Source organism: Methylobacterium sp. E-066 (genome assembly GCF_022829635.1).
In the GTDB taxonomy this organism is placed as follows: Bacteria; Pseudomonadota; Alphaproteobacteria; order Rhizobiales; family Beijerinckiaceae; genus Methylobacterium.
In genome coordinates, this window is sequence record NZ_JAKSYO010000207.1 from 37,427 (window position 1) to 52,874 (window position 15,448).

The following is a 15,448-nucleotide window of genomic DNA, read 5'->3' on the forward strand; positions in this document are numbered from 1 at the left end:
GGATCCCGCATGCCGCAGCGGCAGCTCTCCCTCAACGTCTTCGTCTTTCCGGGCGGCCACCACGAGGCCGCGTGGCGTCATCCGGATTCGGACCCGACCCGCGTCCTCGATCTCGGCTTCTACCAGGATCTCGCGCGCAAGGCGGAGGCCGCCAAGTTCGACGCCGTCTTCTTCGCAGACGGTCCGGCGCTCGCCGACAACATCCGCTACGCCGCACGCTTCCGCCTCGAGCCGCTGACCTGGCTGTCCGCGCTGGGTGCGGTGACGGAGCGCATCGGCCTGATCGGAACGGCCTCCACCACCTACTACGAGCCCTACAACCTCGCCCGGCTGTTCGCCTCCCTCGACCATCTCAGTCACGGCCGCGCGGGCTGGAACATCGTCACCACCTCGGCGGCCCAGGCGGCGCAGAATTTCGGGCTGGGCGAGCACCCGCCGCACGGCGACCGCTACGAGCGGGCGCGGGAGTTCGTGGAGGTCGTCGGCAAGCTCTGGGATAGCTGGGCGGACGACGCCGTGCTGGCGGATGCCGCCTCCGGGATCTACGCGGACACGACGCGCATCCATCCGATCGACCATGCCGGCCGGCATTTCCGGGTGCGCGGCCCCCTGAACATCCCGCGCACGCCGCAGGGCCGCCCCGTCTACATCCAGGCCGGCGCGTCGGATGACGGCCGCTTCTTCGCCGCGCAATACGCCGAGGCGATCTTCACGGCGCATCAGACCTTCGCCAGCGCGCAGGCCTTCTACGCCGACATCAAGGACCGCGTCGCCGCCCTCGGGCGCCGCCCGGAGCACGTGAAGATCCTGCCGGGGATCAGCCCGTTCATCGGCAGCACGCAGCGAGAGGCGGAGGCGCTGGAAGCGGAATTCAACGCGCTGATCCAGCCGGAATACTCGTTGACCCAATTGCGCAACATGACCGGTCTCGACCTCGCCGGCCACGACCTCGACGCGCCCTTCCCGCGCCACCTCATCGACACGGACACGCGCTTCGGCGTCGCGAGCCGCTTCAAGCTGATCGTGGACATCCTCGACCGGGAGAAGCCGACCCTGCGGCAGCTCATCCAGCGGCTCGCCGGCGCGCGGGGCCACTACGTCTTCGTCGGGACCCCAGAAAAGGTCGCCGACGAGATCGAGCATTGGTTCGTGAACGGCGCCGCCGACGGTTTCAACGTCATGCCACCCTCGCTGACGGGCGGACTCGACGCGTTCATCGATCATGTGCTGCCGATCCTGCGCCGGCGCGGCCTGTTCCGTACGGACTATGCCGGGCGGACGCTGCGCGACCATTACGGCCTGCCGCGCCCGGAGGTGCCGTCTCTCGCAGAGGTGCGCGCGAGCGCCTGAGCCGAGCCCGTGGCCATGCCCGACGTTCCGCGCCTCGCCCGCGTCCGAGTCGGCGCGCTGGCGCATGCCGTTCCCACCGTGATCGGCATCCTCTTTTTGCCGTCTGCGCCTATCCGCCGGCAACGGCGTCGACAGGCTGGCGGTCGATAGGCGCCGCGACGGAAGCGGCCGCAGCGGTGCTCCGCTCAAGTCACACGGCAGCGCCCGATCGCCCAGCGCACGAGCTTGCGCACATCCGGATCGGGATCGTCGAAATCCGCTTCGAGGGCGGGCAACGCGCGCGGATCGGCGATCTCGCCGAGGGCGGCCGCGGCTTCCTTCCGGAGGTTGCTGATGTCTGATCCCAGGGCGCGGCCCAGCGCCTCGACGGCGGACACCGCCCGGATGCGCCCGAGGGCGTTCGCGGCCTTGGTGCGCACCTGCCAGACGGGATCGTCCAGGCGGGCGATCAGCGGCTCGACCGCCTCGGGCAGGCGGATCTTGGCGGCCGAGATCGCGGCCTCCTCGCGCACCTGCCAATGCGCGTCATCAAGGCCGGCGATCAGCGTGGCGACACCGGGGCCGCCCGGACGCAGGAAGACGAGCGCCGCCATCGTGGCCCGGCGCACGCCGGCATCCGCGTCGCTCGCGGTCGCGATCAGGGCGGGCAGCGCGACCTCGGCTTTAAGATAGCCGACGACCCCGAGCCCCTCGCGGCGTACCTCCGGCGAGGGGCTGCGGAGCGCTTCGAGCGCCGCGGCGAGCGCGTCCGGCAGCACCAGGTCGCGCAAGGCCCGCAGTGCAGCCGCCTGCACGAAGGGATCGGCATGGCCGGCCCGCTCGATCAGGAGCGGACCGCAGGCGGGCTCCTTCTTCTCGGCCAACGTGTCGGCGGCGGTGCGACGCACCGCAGGATCCGTATCCTCCAGCGAGCGGACGAGGCCCTCGACCACGTCGGGACCGTCATGCTCGTCGAGGGCCTTCGCGGCGGCGGCGCGGACCGTGGCATCGTCGTCGGCGAGCCCCTTCAGCAGCAGCACCTTGGCCTCGGGTCCCACCGCCTCGGCGAGTTCCATCATCGCCACGCGGCGGATGCCGGGATCGGGATCGGCGCACCGCTCGGCCAAGTCGTCGAGATCGTCGTCGAAGCTGTCGAACACGGGCATGGCGCTCATCGCAGCAGGTAGGGAATGTTGACCTTGACGGCGTTCGTCGGGCAATCGACTTCGCACGGCATGCAGTACCAGCACTCGTCGTATTTCATGTACGCCTTCTGCCGGCTCTCATCGATCGCGAGGATGTCGAGCGGGCAGACATCGACGCAGACGCGACAGCCCTTCTCGGCGATGCACTTTTCGTCGTCGATGACGACCGCGGCACTCTTGGCCTGGGTGATGATCGGCATGGGATGACCCTGGATAGACTGGCGACTTACTCGGCGGCGGCCGGCGTCTTGACGCGGAGCTGGTGGTAGGCGCCCATCTCCGCCTCGGCGACCGGCACGATGAAGGGATCGACGGCGCGCTTGGCGTGGGCCATCCGGCCGCTCGCGTCCTTGTAGAGGACGGTGTGGCAATTCCAGTTGCGGTTGTCGGTCTCGGGATGGTCGGTGCGCAGGTGGTAGAAGCCCCAGCGGCTCTCGGTCCGGTAGAGCGAGGCCGCGGCCGCCATGTCGGCGCAGTCCAGGATCGTCTGCATTTCGAGGGCGCGCAGCAATTCGTGCGGGTCGCGGGCGCAGAGATGGTCGAGATCCTCCCGGATCTCCGCGAAGCGGCGCTGGCCGAGTTCCATCTTCGCCGTGACCTTCGGCGGCTCCAGGTAATCGTTGACGAAGCGGCGCGTCTTGAACTCCATCTCGTGCGGCGTCAGCCCGTCCGCGTGTCGGGTCGGCGCCAGCACGCGCTCCTGCTCGGCCAGAAGGTCGCCGCCGTCGTACTCGGCGAGGCGCGTGGCCGCGCAATAGGCGGCAGCGTCTGCGCCCGCGATGCCGCCGTTCACGAAGGCGCCGAGCATGTAATTGTGCGGCACGCTCGCCATATCGCCGACCGCGTAGAGGCCGGGGATGGTGGTGCGGGCCTGCTCGTCCACCCAGACGCCCGAGGCCGAGTGGCCCGAGCAGAAGCCGATCTCGGAGATGTGCATCTCCACCGGCCGCCTGCGATAGTTGGTGCCGCGCCGCTCGTGGAAGCGTCCGCGCGAGGGCCGCTCGTTGGTGTGCAGGATGGTCTCGATCTCCGCGATCGTCTCCTCGCGCAGATGGTCCATCTTCAGGAAGACCGGGCCGTTGCCGCCCTGAAGTTCGCGCCAGAACTCCAGCATCATCTGGCCCGACCAGTAATCGCACTCGATGAAGCGCTCGCCGCGGTTGTTGGCGGTGTATCCGCCGAACGGCCCGGTGACGTAGGCGCAGGACGGCCCGTTATAGTCCTTGATCAGCGGGTTGATCTGGTAGCATTCGAGGTTCGCGAGCTGCGCGCCCGCGTGGTAGGCCATGGCGTAACCGTCGCCGGAATTGGCCGCGTTCTCGTAGGTGCCGAACAGGTAGCCGGAGGCCGGGAGCCCGAGCCGACCGGCCGCGCCGCAGGCCAGCACCACGGCCTTGGCCTTCACGACGAGGAACTCGGAGGTGCGGGTGTTGACGCCGACCGCGCCCGCGATGCGCCCGTCCGGACCTTTCAGCAGCCGGGTCGCCATGTAGCGGTTGGTCACGCCGACCTGGAGGCGGCGCAGCTGCCGGTAAAGCACCTTCTTGACGTTGTGCCCTTCCGGCATCGGCAGCACGTAGGTCCCCAGGTGATGGACCTTGCGCATGTTGTATTCGCCGGAGCCGTCCTTCTCGAATTTCACCCCGAGCTTGTCGAGGTACTGGATCATCGGGAAGGAGCCCTGCGCGTAGGCCATCACCGCCTTCTGGTTCACGATGCCGTCGTTGGCGACCGTGATCTCCTTCACGTATTGCTCGGGTGTCGCGTAGCCGGGCACGACGGCGTTGTTCAGCCCGTCCATGCCCATGCTGATCGCGCCCGATCGCTTGACGTTGGCCTTCTCCATCAGGACGACGCGGAGCTTCGGGTCGGCCTCCTTGGCCTTGATCGCGGCCATCGGGCCGCCGGTGCCACCGCCGATCACCAGGATGTCGGCCTCGATGATCTCGGTCTTGGGCGTCGGGTTGGGCTGGACGGCGCTCATGCGGACCCTCGTGCGGAATGGGCGCGGACGGACCGCGCGAAGATCAAGGGGCAGACAGCGTCAGGCCGCCCGGGACGGCTGCGCCACAGCAGCATCGCCGGCGGTCTCGCGGGCGAGTTCGCGCAGGTAGAGGTAGGGATAGATCCCGCGGGCATGCCCATCGGAGAAGCCGAGATGCAGGGCGTAGCCGCCCATCGCCTCGACCTTCGTCAGCGCGACCGCTTCGAACCCGGCCGGGAAGCGGCCCTGGATGCGGTCGCGGGTGCACCAAGCGCAGCGGCAGCCGAGGCGCAGGGGCTCGGCACCGAGCGTCGCCGCGGAGCCGTCCGCCCAGGCGAGGCGCAGCGCCCGGCCGCCCGCGGTCAGGACGATCTCTGTCGGTACGGCATCGGGATCGATGGGCGGCTCGGAGGGGAGCGGCATGGTTGCATCCGTCATCGGTCTGGTCTCGGACGGGCGACGTTGGGACCGAAGGGCCGACGCGCGATAGCAATTCCTTTCCAGTTGTTCCCGAAGCGGGCTGCGCCGCAGGTTGTCGAGACCGCAACCCGCACGCATGACGGGTCTCCGCCGCCCTTGTCCCTATGGGCCGGACCGCAGCGTGAAGTGCGATCGAACATGTCAGGCCGCCCCCGCGAGCGGCAGCCCGAGCGGGGTCAGGCGCGGCAGCGGGGGTTGGCCGTCCCGGGGGCGCAGCAGGTCGAGGCAGCGCCGCTTCAGGGCGACGAAGTCGGGATCGGTGACGAGGTCGCGGCCGCGCGGGCGCGGGAAGGCCAGCGGGATGTCCTCCAGGATGCGGCCGGGACGGGCCGACATCACCAGCACCCGGTCGCCCAGGAACAGCGCCTCGTCGATGTCGTGGGTCACGAAGACCACCGTGGTCGGCAGGCGCGTCCAGATGTCGAGCAGCAATTCCTGCATCATCAGGCGCGTCTGCGCGTCCAGCGCCCCGAAGGGCTCGTCCATCAGCAGAATGCGGGGCCGGTTGATCAGCACTCGGGCGATCTCGACCCGCTGCTGCATGCCGCCTGATAGCTCCGCGGGATAGCGCTCGGCGAAGTCCGCCAGCCCGACCAGCGCCAGGAACTCGCGGGCCCGGGCAAGCCGCTCGGCTCGACCGACGCCGCGCATCTTCGGCCCGAACGCGACGTTGTCCACGACCCGCTGCCACGGCAGCAGCGTGTGCTGCTGGAAGACGATGCCGCGCTCCGGGTGCGGGCCGGCCACGGGTTGACCGTCCAACGCAAGACTACCGCGGGCGAGATCGAGATGGCCGGCGAGCGCGCCGAGCAGGGTCGACTTCCCGCATCCCGACGGCCCGAGCAGGCACACGAACTGACGCGGCGGGATCGTGAGGTCGATGTCGCGCACGACCTCGAAAGCTTCGGCACCGGCCCCGAGCCGGATCGCGGCGCCGGTGATGTCGATGCGGCCCGCGGCCGATGCCGAAGCGACGCTCACGGGCGGCCTCCCCGGGTCCACGGCATGGCCAGTCGGCCGAGCCCGCGCACTGCGACGCTCGAGCCCATGCCGAGGAGGCCGATCAGCAGCATGCCGACGACGATGTCGTCGTAATTCTGCAACGTGTAGGATTCCCAGGTGAAGTAGCCGATCCCGTACTGGCCCGAGATCATCTCGGCGGTGACCAGGCAGAACCAGGCTGTGCCCATGCCGATGGCCGCGCCCGTGACGATGCTCGGCAGCGCCGCCGGGATCACCACCTCGCGCAGGATCGCGACCGGCCCGGCACCGAGGCTCCGGGCGGATGCCACGAGGCGCGGGCTGGCCGCTTCCGCCCCGTGCACGGTGTTCAGGAGGATCGGGAACAGCGCGCCCGTGAAGGTGATGAACACCATCGAGGCCTCCGACGACGGGAACATCAGGATCGCGAGCGGGATCCAGGCGACCGCCGGGATCGGACGCAGCACTTCGAGGGGCGGCAGCAGGAGGTCGCCCGCCAGGCGCGAGCGGCCGATGGCGAGGCCGAGGCCGATCCCGGCGACGAGCGCCGCCAGGAAGCCGCCGAGCACCCGCGCGAGGCTGGCCCCGAGATGGGCGCCGAGCTTCGGCGCATGCGCCAGCGCCCAGGCCGCCCGCGCCACCGCGGCGGGGGTCGGGACGTTGCGGAAGGTGACGAGGCCGAGATCGAGCTTCAGGCTCGCCGCGAGATGCCAAGCGAGGAGGCCGAGACCGAGCGCACCGGCCCGGATCGCAAGGCGGCGAACCGGCAACGGGGTGAGCCGGCGCGACGTCGCCCGCGCCCCCGGCCGCGCCGTCAGGGCGACGCCGGGGGCGCCGAGGGTTCCGGCACTCATCGGGCGCTGAGCCGCGCCGCGCCTGCACGGGCAGCGGCGAAATCGAGCACCTCGCCGCCCTTGGCCTTGGCGAAAGCCTCGGCATCGCCCTTGAGCAGGAAGGCGCTGAGGCGGCGCTCGGGATCGCGCACGTACCAGGCCTGCGCGGCGAACAGCTTGATGCCGCTGTTTCGGTCCTGCGCGTAGACGACGCGCGCGCTGCCGCCCCCCTGCTCCAGCGTGGCGAGCGCCGCGAGCGCCGCCTCGGGCGAGGCGTAGTGGCGGACCTTGTCCTCGCGCGTCACCCAGATCTGGGCGACGCGCGAGACGTCGGTGATCGGCTGGCCAGTCCCGGCGTCCACGGCCTTGAGCGGCGCCTGGGCGTAGTCCTTCAGCCAGGCCTCGTAGTCGATCCCGGCCTGTGCGGCGGCCGCGCGCACGAAGCGGTCGTCGACGAACCGGTCGACGTCGAGATCGCCATCAGCCTTCTTCAGGAGCGTCAGGGTCTCGATCGAGGTCTTCAGGGCCTGCCGGTATTCCGGCTTCCAGGTGATGTCGCGGGTCTGCAGGCCCAGCGGCCCGTGGAACAGGTAGACGACCTCCGCCTCGATACCCGTCACGCGCGCGATCAGTTCGGCGTAGTGCTCGGGCTCGGCCGCGATCAGCCGATCCGCCTCGATCGCCGCGCGCAGGTAGGCCGTGACAATCTCGGGGTAGCGCTCCGCATAGGCCGCGTCGACCAACGCGCCGTGGAAGGTCGGGGCGTTCGACTGCGAGCCGTCGTAGATCTTCCGGGCGATGCCGCGCCAGGGGAACAGTTCGGCGAAGGGCACGAAATCGGCATGCGCGTCGATCTTGTTGGCCTTCAGCGCCGAGCCCGCGACCTCCGGCGCCTGCGTGATGATGGTCACGTCCCGCTCGGGATCCCAGCCCTGCGCCTTCACGGCCCGCAGCAGCAGGCCGTGGGCGGTGGAAGCGAAGGGCACCGAGATGGTCTTGCCCTTGAGCTCAGTGAAGGCCTGCACCGGGGAGGCGACGGGCACGACCACCCCGTTGCCGCTGCCCGTGAGGCTGCCCGAGAGCACGCTGAGGAACAGGCTGCGCCGCCCCGCCTTGGCGAAGGCGGCGCCGTTCAGGGAGCCCGGAAAGTCGGCCATCGCGCCGAGATCGAGCTTGCCGGCGACCATCTCGTTGGTCAGCGGCGCGCCGCTGGTGAAGTTGCGCCACTGGATATCGTAGGTGGCATCCTTGTACGTGCCGTCATGCGGCAGGAATTTTTCGAGGAGCTTCAGCTCCCGGATCAGCAGACCGCCTGTGGCGCAGTTGATTGTGGTGTCCTGCGTGCCCACGGCGACACGGATGGTCTCCGCCTGCGCCATCGTCGCGAGGGTGGAGACCGCGAGCAGGATTGCGGTGAGGCGGCGAAGGGGGATCACGCGGGCGGCTCCTGAGCGCGGGGCTGCGTCCCGACGGCGCGCGGGAGCAGGCGCAATGTTCGCCGCCGAGGGGACCGGCAAGACAGCAATTAATTGCTGTCTCGTCGAAGATCCTGCCTTTGTCCGTACCGCCGAGGTGACGGAAAGAAGAGTCTCTTCGATGCCGATCATCAGAGATAAAATTCTCCGGCGCGAGAAATGTTTGGACTGGTTCAAAATCTTGCGGCGCGCATAGTCGGGGTGTTGGACTCTGCCGAACCGGATCTTCCTGATGCCGCCCGCGCTCGCCGCCCTGACTGCCCCGTCACGGGCGCCCGCGCCCCTGATCGTCAGCGCCCTGTTCCTGAGCGAGACCATCGAGGGGCTGGATGACGGGGCGACCTTCCTCGATGGCCTGCCGCAGGCCGACATCGCGCGCCTGCGGGCGGCCGGGCGCAGCCTCACCCTCGCGCAGGGCCAGAGCGTGTTCCGCCAGGGCGAACCGCATGGCGGCATCTTTTTGATCGAGGCCGGACGGATCCGGGTGTTCTATACCGGGCCGTCCGGCCGGCAGATCACCCTCGCCTACTGGACGGCGGGTCATTTCATCGGCGGCCCGAGCCTGACCGGCGGCGGATTCCATCACTGGTCGGGGGAGGCGATCGAGCCCTCCCGGGTCACCGCGCTCTCGGCCGCGACCTTGCGCAGCCTGATCCGCCAGATGCCGGATTTCGCCCTATGCCTGATCGAGGCGCTGGAGGCGAAGGGCCGCTGCTACACCGCGATGGCGCAGATGCTGGGCACCCGCTCGGTGATCGAGCGCCTGGCACAGCTCCTCCTCAATCTCGGCGATCTCTACGGGCGGAAGGAAGCGGGCGCCCGCATCATCGAACGGCGCATCACGCATGACGAGATCGCCGCCCTCATCGGCTCGACCCGGCAATGGGTGACGATGATGCTCAAGCGCTTTCAGGCCGACGGCATCGTCGCCGTGGACAAGGCGTCCATCCGCATCCTCCACCCGGAGCGTTTGACCGCCATCGTCCAAGCGGCTGCTTGAGGCGGGCCCTAGGCCGAATCGCAAGGGTCGGCTCGCGGTTCACGCCTCCGCGGCGACGGGTCGGGGCGCCGGCAGGCGCTGGCCGGGAATCGCCGCGATGAGGTCGCGGGTATAGGGGTCGCGGGGCCGCTCGAAGACCGCCTCGACCGTGCCTTGCTCGACCGCGCGGCCGTCGCGCAGGACCGTGACGGTGTCGGCGATCCGCCGGACCACCGCGAGGTCGTGCGACACGAACAGGTAGGTCAACCCGCGCTCGGCCTGCATGCCGTCGAGGAGGCGCAGGATTTGCGCCTGCACGGTCACGTCGAGCGCCGAGACCGCCTCGTCGAGGATCAGGATCTTCGGTTCAAGCACCAGGGCGCGGGCGATCGCGACGCGCTGGCGCTGCCCGCCCGAAAGCGCGGCCGGACGCCGTCGGAGGAGGCCGGATGGCAGGCCGACCCGCTCGACGATCTCCGCCACGCGCCGGGCCCGCTCGGCCCGGGCGACTGGCTCGAAGTTGAGGAGCGGCTCCTCGACGATCGCCTCGATCGTCTGGCGCGGGTCGAGGGAGGAGAACGGATTCTGGTAGACCAGCTGGATGCGGCGCCGGAACGCCCGCAGCGTGTCGCCGCGCAGCGTCGCGAGGTCGAGCCCGTCGACCAGGATCCGGCCGGCGGACGGCCGCTCCAGGCCGACGATCGCCCGGATGGTGGTGGACTTGCCCGAGCCGGATTCCCCGACGATGGCGTGGGTGGTGCCCGGCGCGACCGTGAAGGACAGCCCGTCCACGGCCCGGAACGGGCGCCGGCCGGCGCCGGGATAATCCCGGGCGAGGGTCTCGACGACCACGGCCGGCGGTCCTTCCCGCGGCGCTGGAATCGGGCGAAGCCGGGGTGCGGCGAGCGACGGAATATCGGCGAGGAGCTGGCGGGTATAGGCGCTGCGCGGCGCGGACAGCACGGCCGCGGCCGGGCCGCGCTCCTGGACGCTGCCGTCGCGCAGCACGACGATCCGGTCGGCGCGGTCGGCGGCGACGCCGAGGTCGTGGGTGACGAGAAGGAGCGCGGTGCCGCTCTCGCGGCGCAGCGTGTCGATCAGGTCGAGGATGCGCTTCTGGACCGTGACGTCGAGGGCGCTGGTCGGCTCGTCGGCGATGATGAGGCTCGGGCGCAGGGCCGTGGCGATGGCGATCAGCACGCGCTGCTTCATGCCGCCGGAGAGCTGGTGCGGGTACTGGCCGAGCCGCAGGGCCGGCTGCGACAGCCCGACCTGGGCGAGCAGGTCGAGGCTGGCCTCCCGGATCTCGGCGCGTCCCAGCCGGCGATGCAGCCGCAGGATCTCGCCGACCTGGGCGCCGATCGTCTTAACCGGGTTCAGGGACGAGCCCGGATCCTGCGGGATCAGGCTGATCCGTTCCCCGCGCAGAGCGTCGAGGCGGCGCTGCGACCAGCCGGCGATGTCGGTGCCGGCGAGCCGGATCGCGCCGCCGTCGATCCGGCCCCCCTCGGGCAGCAGGCCGATCACCGCCTGGACGAGGGTCGTTTTGCCGGAGCCCGACTCGCCGACCAGAGCCACGACCTCGCCGGCGGCGACGTCCAGCGAGATCCCGTGCACCACCCGGCGGCGATCCGGCCCGTCGGCGTAGGAGACGTCGAGATGATCGATCGCGAGGAGCGGCGCGCTCATCGGGGGCTCCCGGCGAACGCGCGGCTGATGCGGTTCGCCGAGAGCACCACCAGCACCACCACGATCCCCGGCGCTGTGGTGATCCACGACGCGCGGGAAATGTAGTTGCGGCCCTCCGCGATCAGCAGGCCCCATTCCGGAGTCGGCGGCGGCGCGCCGTAGCCAAGGAAGCCCAGGGTCGAGATCGACAGGATCGCGGTGCCGAACTGGAGCGCCGCGAGGCCGATGACCGAGGTCAGCGAGTTCGGCAGCACGTGCCGCCAGAGCACGCGCCAGAAGGTACCCCCGGAGCCGTAGGCGGCCTCGACGTAGTCGGCGCCGCGCACGCGCACGACTTCGGAGCGGGTCAGCCGGGCGAAGCTCGCCACGGAGGCGAGCCCGACCGCGATCGCGGCATTCACCGTGCCGAAGCCGAGGAGCACGATGATGGTCAGCGACAGCAGCAGCGTCGGGATCGCCAGCAAGGTGTCCACGAGCCGCATCACCAGGAGGTCCACGAGCCCGCCCCTCGCGCCGGCCACGAGGCCGAGACTCGTCCCGGCGAGGAGCCCGACGGTCACGGCGACGAAGGCGCCGGACAGGGAATGGACCGCGCCGTGCACGATCCGGGCATACAGGTCGCGGCCTAAGGCGTCGGTGCCGAGAAGGTGGGCGGCGCTCGGCGGCAGCAGCTTCTCGCGGGCGATGCCGGCGACCGGGTTCTGGCCGGCGAACAGGCCGGGCGCCAGCGCCCAGAGCACGACGGTCGCGATGACGAGCCAGGCCAGCACAAGTCCCGGCGGCGTGCGGCGCAGGGCGGCGAATCCGCCTCGCGCGATCCGCCGCGCCGCCGCGGCGGGTGCCGTTCGGCCGGCCTCGGAGCCGGAGGCGAAGACGCGCGTCGGGACCGTACTCATCGGGCGTCCGCCTCGGCGATGCGCGGGTCGAGCAGCGGATAGAGGAGATCGACCGCGAGGTTGATGAGGACGAAGGCCGTGGCCGAGATCACCACCACGGCCTGGAGCACCGCCATGTCCTGGTTGGCCACCGCCTGCTGGGTCAGGGTGCCGAGCCCGTTGAGGCCGAACACCGTCTCGGTGACGACCGCGCCGGCCAGGAGTTCACCGAAGAGCACGCCAGCGATCGTCAGCGTCGGCAGGAGCGCGTTCGGGACGACGTGGCGCCACAGGACGGAATGGCGGCTCGCGCCCTTCGCTCGCGCCACAGCGACGAAGGGCTGGGTCAGCACGGCGTCGATGTTGCGCATCAGGATCTGCGCGAGCGGCGCCGAGATCGGCACCGCCAGCGCCGCGACCGGCAGGATCAGCCGCTCCCACGGTCCCGGGTCGATCACGGGGACGAGCTTGAGCTGGAACGAGAACACCTGGATCAGCAGAATGCCGAGCCAGAACACCGGCACCGAGACGAACAGCGACGGCAAAGCGGCGAGGCTGTTTCGCAGCCAGACGAAGCCGGTGAGGTTCGACAGGAAGGAGACGGCGAGCGCCAGGATCACCGCCGCCAGAAACCCGAGCGCGGCGAGCGTCAGCGTCGCGGGCAGGTTCGCCGCGAGGCTATCCCGCACCGGCACCCCGGCCTGCACCGAGGTGCCGAAATCGCCGGTCAGGAAGTTGCCGAGCGCGTGCAGGTACTGGCTCCAGAGCGGCATGCCGGCGCCGTAGGCAGCGTGGATCTCGGCGATCTGCTCCGGGCTCAGCCCCAGATCCGGGTTCATGAACTTGATCAGGATCGCGTCGGCGGGCAACGCCTGCAGCAGCAGGAACGAGGCCGTGAACGCGGCGAGCAGGACGACCAGGGCCTGCCCGATGCGCGCGAGGAGCCGCCGCACCATCGGCAAGGCCCTCACGGCCGGGTGAGCCAAGTGCCGTAGAAGCTCGGCCGTCCGACCGCCTCGAAGGCCAGCCCCTTGACCAGGGGCGAGGCCGCGAAGGCCTGGGGCTCCTCGAAGATCGGGATCACGTAGGCTTGGTCGAGCAGGTATTCCTGGACCTCGCCGACCAGCTGGAGGCGCTTCGCCCGGTCCGGCTCGCCCGCGATCGCATCGAAAAGGCCGTTCAGCCTTTCGTCGACGAAGGCCTGGACCTTCGTCGACGATCCGCCCTTCTGAAGGAGCGCGTCGCGGTTCTTCGGATAGAACTGGCTCTTGATCACGTCCGGGTCGGCGCGGCCGACCATCACGGGCGCGACGCCGGTCTTGAGCGGGTCGAGCATGTCGAGGGTGCGGCTGCCGGAATCGCCGGCGAGCACGGACAGCTTCACGCCGACCTTCGCCCATTGCTGCGCGACGAGCTGCAGCATGTCCTTGTTCTGCGGCTGCGGCAGAGATTCGTAGGCGGTGAGCGCGAGTTCGCGGCCGTCCTTGCGGCGGATGCCGTCGGGGCCGACCCGCCAGCCCGCCTCGTCGAGGAGCCTCCGCGCGGCCACCGCGTCCGGCGCGAGCTTCGCGGAGAGATCGCGGTAGCCGGTCGCCGTCGCGGCGATCACCGAGGTCGCGCGGGGATAGTGCTCCGAGTAGAGCGTATCCACGATCTCGCGGGTGTCGGTGGCGAGGGTCAGTGCCCGGCGCACCCGAAGGTCCGCGACCAGCGGATTGTCGGGCCGGAACGCGATCGAATTGTTCACGCCCCGCGTCGAGGGCGCCGAGATCGGAAAACCCTTCGCCTCCACCTCGCGCTCGTCATAGGCCTGGATCTGGCGGATGATATGCGCCTGACCGGCCAGGAGTGCGCCGATCCGGACGCTGTCCTCCGGCGTCACGATCAGCTTGATCCCATCGAGATAGGCCCGCCCGCCATGGCTGGATTGCGGCGGCCCCCAGGCATAGTCCTTGCGCGCGGCGAACTGGATCTCGCGCCCGAGCGTCTCGCGGACGATGACGAACGGCCCCGAGCCGACGATCCGGGTCGCGTCGCCGAGCTGATCGAAGGGCAGGGCCAGCGTCTTCGGCGCGACGAGCCCCGAGCCGATGACCGAGGTCGCCTGCAGGAAGCCCGGCGAGGGCTTGGTGAAGTGGAAGCGCACCGTGAGCGGCCCGAGCACCGCGCTGCGGGCGTAGTTGTTGATCGCCTCCGAGACCGGCAGCTTGAGGTCCTTGTTGCCAAGACCGAACGTGTCGAAGTTTTTGGCGACCGCTGCGGCATCGACGGGGGTGCCGTCGGAGAAGGTCACGCCCTCGCGGATCTCGAACGTGTAGGCGGTGGCATCCGCGTCGACCGTCCAGGACTTGGCGATCCACGGTTCGATCTCGAGGGTCTTCGGGTTCTGATAGGTGAGCTTGTCGGTGATCTGGTTGAGGATGCCGCCGTTCGGGTAGAAGCCGCCCGCCGGGGGATACAGGTTCGTGTGCGCCTGCTGCTCCAGGTAGACCAGCGTGCCGCCCGTCACGGGCTCCTCCGCGGCCGAGGCCGGCACCGCGACGAACGCCGCCAGCACGGCCGCCACGGCGCCGAGGGCGGCACGACGCGTCGCCGCATCGCCGCCCCAGCGCCGGCTCGCTTCGTCCCTGGTCATCTTCGATCTCCCGTCTCTCACCATAGAGGACCGGCCTTTGTCGCGATGCAATAAGCGCCGATCACAAAGCGACATCCTTCTATCCAGCCAGGATTCCCGGGGATGCTTTGTCCATTGCTTGCGGCGCTTTCGTAAATAACCATCGCTTTGTTTGCGGTGGGCTTTCGTGGCACGCTGCGCGGGGATGAACCGCTTCGCTTCCGAACGGCGAAGCAGCGAGGATGGACCTGCCGCATGCCGCTCAGCCTGGACCACGTCGTCATCGCCGTCGCCGATCTCGACGCCGCGATCCGGGATTACGGGGCGCTGGGCTTCACGGTGGTTCCGGGCGGCGAGCATGCGGGTGGCGTCACCCACAACGCCCTCGTGGTCTTCGCCGACGGCACCTACCTGGAGCTGATCGCTTTCCGCCGGCCCGATCTGGATTCCCGCTGGTGGCGGCTGCTCGACCGGGCGGGCGAAGGGTTTGTCGATTACGCGCTGCTCCCCGACGATGTCGGCGCCGCGATCGCGCGCGCCAACGCGCGCGGCCTCGATCTCGAAGGGCCGTTCGACGGCGGCCGCGCCCGCCCGGACGGCGCCGTGCTGCGGTGGCAGACGGCGCGCTCGCCGCGCCCGGACGTGCCCTTCCTGTGCGGCGACCTCACGCCGCGGGCCCTGCGCGTGCCGGAGGGGGCGGCCCGGCACCACGCCAACAGCGTCTCGGGCATTGCCGAGGTCGCGGTCGCCGTGAGGGATCGGGCGGTCAGCGCGCAACGGTACCAGGCCCTGCTGGCCGCAGATCCCGGGCAGACGGCGTTCACCCTGGGCGGCAGCATCCTGCGGCTCGAGTCGGGCGCCGAGGTCGCGCAGGCCGTCGATGCAAGGGACGAGGGGCCTTACGCCGTGCGGTTCCGGTCGTCCGGCCCGGCGGCGGAACTCGATCCGGCCCGCACGCACGGCGCACGCCTTCAGGTCGGGGCCGCTTGACCCAGCCGACAGCC

Annotated in this window: 14 protein-coding genes; 3 read left to right on the forward strand and 11 right to left on the reverse strand. The window is 70.2% G+C overall.

Annotated elements, in window-relative coordinates; translation table 11 throughout:
• Nucleotides 1-9: 9 nt before the first annotated feature.
• Nucleotides 10-1,350 carry an LLM class flavin-dependent oxidoreductase gene (locus MKL20_RS30950; protein ID WP_244039891.1) on the forward strand — a complete coding sequence of 447 codons (1,341 nt, stop codon included), beginning with the start codon at nucleotides 10-12 and terminating at the stop codon, nucleotides 1,348-1,350.
• Nucleotides 1,351-1,535: 185 nt separating this feature from the next.
• Here MKL20_RS30950 and MKL20_RS30955 read toward each other — a convergent pair whose 3' ends face one another.
• The 7 genes from MKL20_RS30955 to MKL20_RS30985 form a co-directional block, all read right to left on the reverse strand.
• Nucleotides 1,536-2,495, reverse strand: coding sequence for a HEAT repeat domain-containing protein (locus MKL20_RS30955; protein ID WP_244039892.1), 960 nt, complete (start codon nucleotides 2,493-2,495; stop codon nucleotides 1,536-1,538).
• A 5-nt stretch (nucleotides 2,496-2,500) separates the two neighbouring features.
• Nucleotides 2,501-2,734, reverse strand: a complete 234-nt coding sequence (locus MKL20_RS30960) for a ferredoxin family protein (protein ID WP_244039893.1) — start codon at nucleotides 2,732-2,734, stop codon at nucleotides 2,501-2,503.
• Nucleotides 2,735-2,760: 26 nt separating this feature from the next.
• The gene (locus MKL20_RS30965) at nucleotides 2,761-4,518 is read right to left on the reverse strand and encodes a fumarate reductase/succinate dehydrogenase flavoprotein subunit (protein ID WP_244039894.1); all 1,758 of its coding nucleotides are present in this window, start codon (nucleotides 4,516-4,518) and stop codon (nucleotides 2,761-2,763) included.
• A 60-nt stretch (nucleotides 4,519-4,578) separates the two neighbouring features.
• The gene (locus tag MKL20_RS30970; protein WP_244039895.1) at nucleotides 4,579-4,956 is read right to left on the reverse strand and encodes a gamma-butyrobetaine hydroxylase-like domain-containing protein; all 378 of its coding nucleotides are present in this window, start codon (nucleotides 4,954-4,956) and stop codon (nucleotides 4,579-4,581) included.
• Nucleotides 4,957-5,139: 183 nt separating this feature from the next.
• Complete coding sequence (locus MKL20_RS30975) at nucleotides 5,140-5,979, reverse strand: ABC transporter ATP-binding protein (RefSeq protein ID WP_244039896.1); 840 nt, start codon at nucleotides 5,977-5,979, stop codon at nucleotides 5,140-5,142.
• Complete coding sequence (locus MKL20_RS30980; protein ID WP_244039897.1) at nucleotides 5,976-6,833, reverse strand: ABC transporter permease; 858 nt, start codon at nucleotides 6,831-6,833, stop codon at nucleotides 5,976-5,978. Before MKL20_RS30980 ends, MKL20_RS30975 begins: the two co-directional genes overlap by 4 nt.
• Entirely contained in the window at nucleotides 6,830-8,191 is a 1,362-nt protein-coding gene (locus MKL20_RS30985; RefSeq protein WP_244039925.1) for an ABC transporter substrate-binding protein, read from the reverse strand. Before MKL20_RS30985 ends, MKL20_RS30980 begins: the two co-directional genes overlap by 4 nt.
• 328 nt (nucleotides 8,192-8,519) lie before the next feature.
• Between MKL20_RS30985 and MKL20_RS30990 the strand changes: the two genes are divergently transcribed.
• Nucleotides 8,520-9,287, forward strand: coding sequence for a Crp/Fnr family transcriptional regulator (locus MKL20_RS30990; protein WP_244039898.1), 768 nt, complete (start codon nucleotides 8,520-8,522; stop codon nucleotides 9,285-9,287).
• Nucleotides 9,288-9,326: 39 nt separating this feature from the next.
• Here the strand turns inward: MKL20_RS30990 and MKL20_RS30995 are convergent, their stop codons facing one another.
• Genes MKL20_RS30995 through MKL20_RS31010 form a run of 4 tightly spaced genes read right to left on the reverse strand, consistent with a single transcriptional unit; the run spans nucleotide 9,327 to nucleotide 14,465 of the window.
• The gene (locus tag MKL20_RS30995) at nucleotides 9,327-10,955 is read right to left on the reverse strand and encodes a dipeptide ABC transporter ATP-binding protein (RefSeq protein WP_244039899.1); all 1,629 of its coding nucleotides are present in this window, start codon (nucleotides 10,953-10,955) and stop codon (nucleotides 9,327-9,329) included.
• The gene (locus tag MKL20_RS31000) at nucleotides 10,952-11,851 is read right to left on the reverse strand and encodes an ABC transporter permease (protein WP_244039900.1); all 900 of its coding nucleotides are present in this window, start codon (nucleotides 11,849-11,851) and stop codon (nucleotides 10,952-10,954) included. The genes MKL20_RS30995 and MKL20_RS31000 overlap by 4 nt, the downstream gene beginning before the upstream one ends.
• Nucleotides 11,848-12,786 (reverse strand): ABC transporter permease, encoded by a 939-nt coding sequence (locus MKL20_RS31005; RefSeq protein WP_244039901.1) that lies wholly within the window; start codon nucleotides 12,784-12,786, stop codon nucleotides 11,848-11,850. The genes MKL20_RS31000 and MKL20_RS31005 overlap by 4 nt, the downstream gene beginning before the upstream one ends.
• A gap of 11 nt (nucleotides 12,787-12,797) precedes the next feature.
• On the reverse strand, nucleotides 12,798-14,465 hold the full coding sequence (locus MKL20_RS31010; RefSeq protein ID WP_244039902.1) for a TIGR04028 family ABC transporter substrate-binding protein: 1,668 nt from the start codon (nucleotides 14,463-14,465) through the stop codon (nucleotides 12,798-12,800).
• Between the two features lie 234 nt (nucleotides 14,466-14,699).
• Between MKL20_RS31010 and MKL20_RS31015 the strand changes: the two genes are divergently transcribed.
• The gene (locus tag MKL20_RS31015; RefSeq protein WP_244039903.1) at nucleotides 14,700-15,434 is read left to right on the forward strand and encodes a VOC family protein; all 735 of its coding nucleotides are present in this window, start codon (nucleotides 14,700-14,702) and stop codon (nucleotides 15,432-15,434) included.
• Nucleotides 15,435-15,448: the final 14 nt, after the last annotated feature.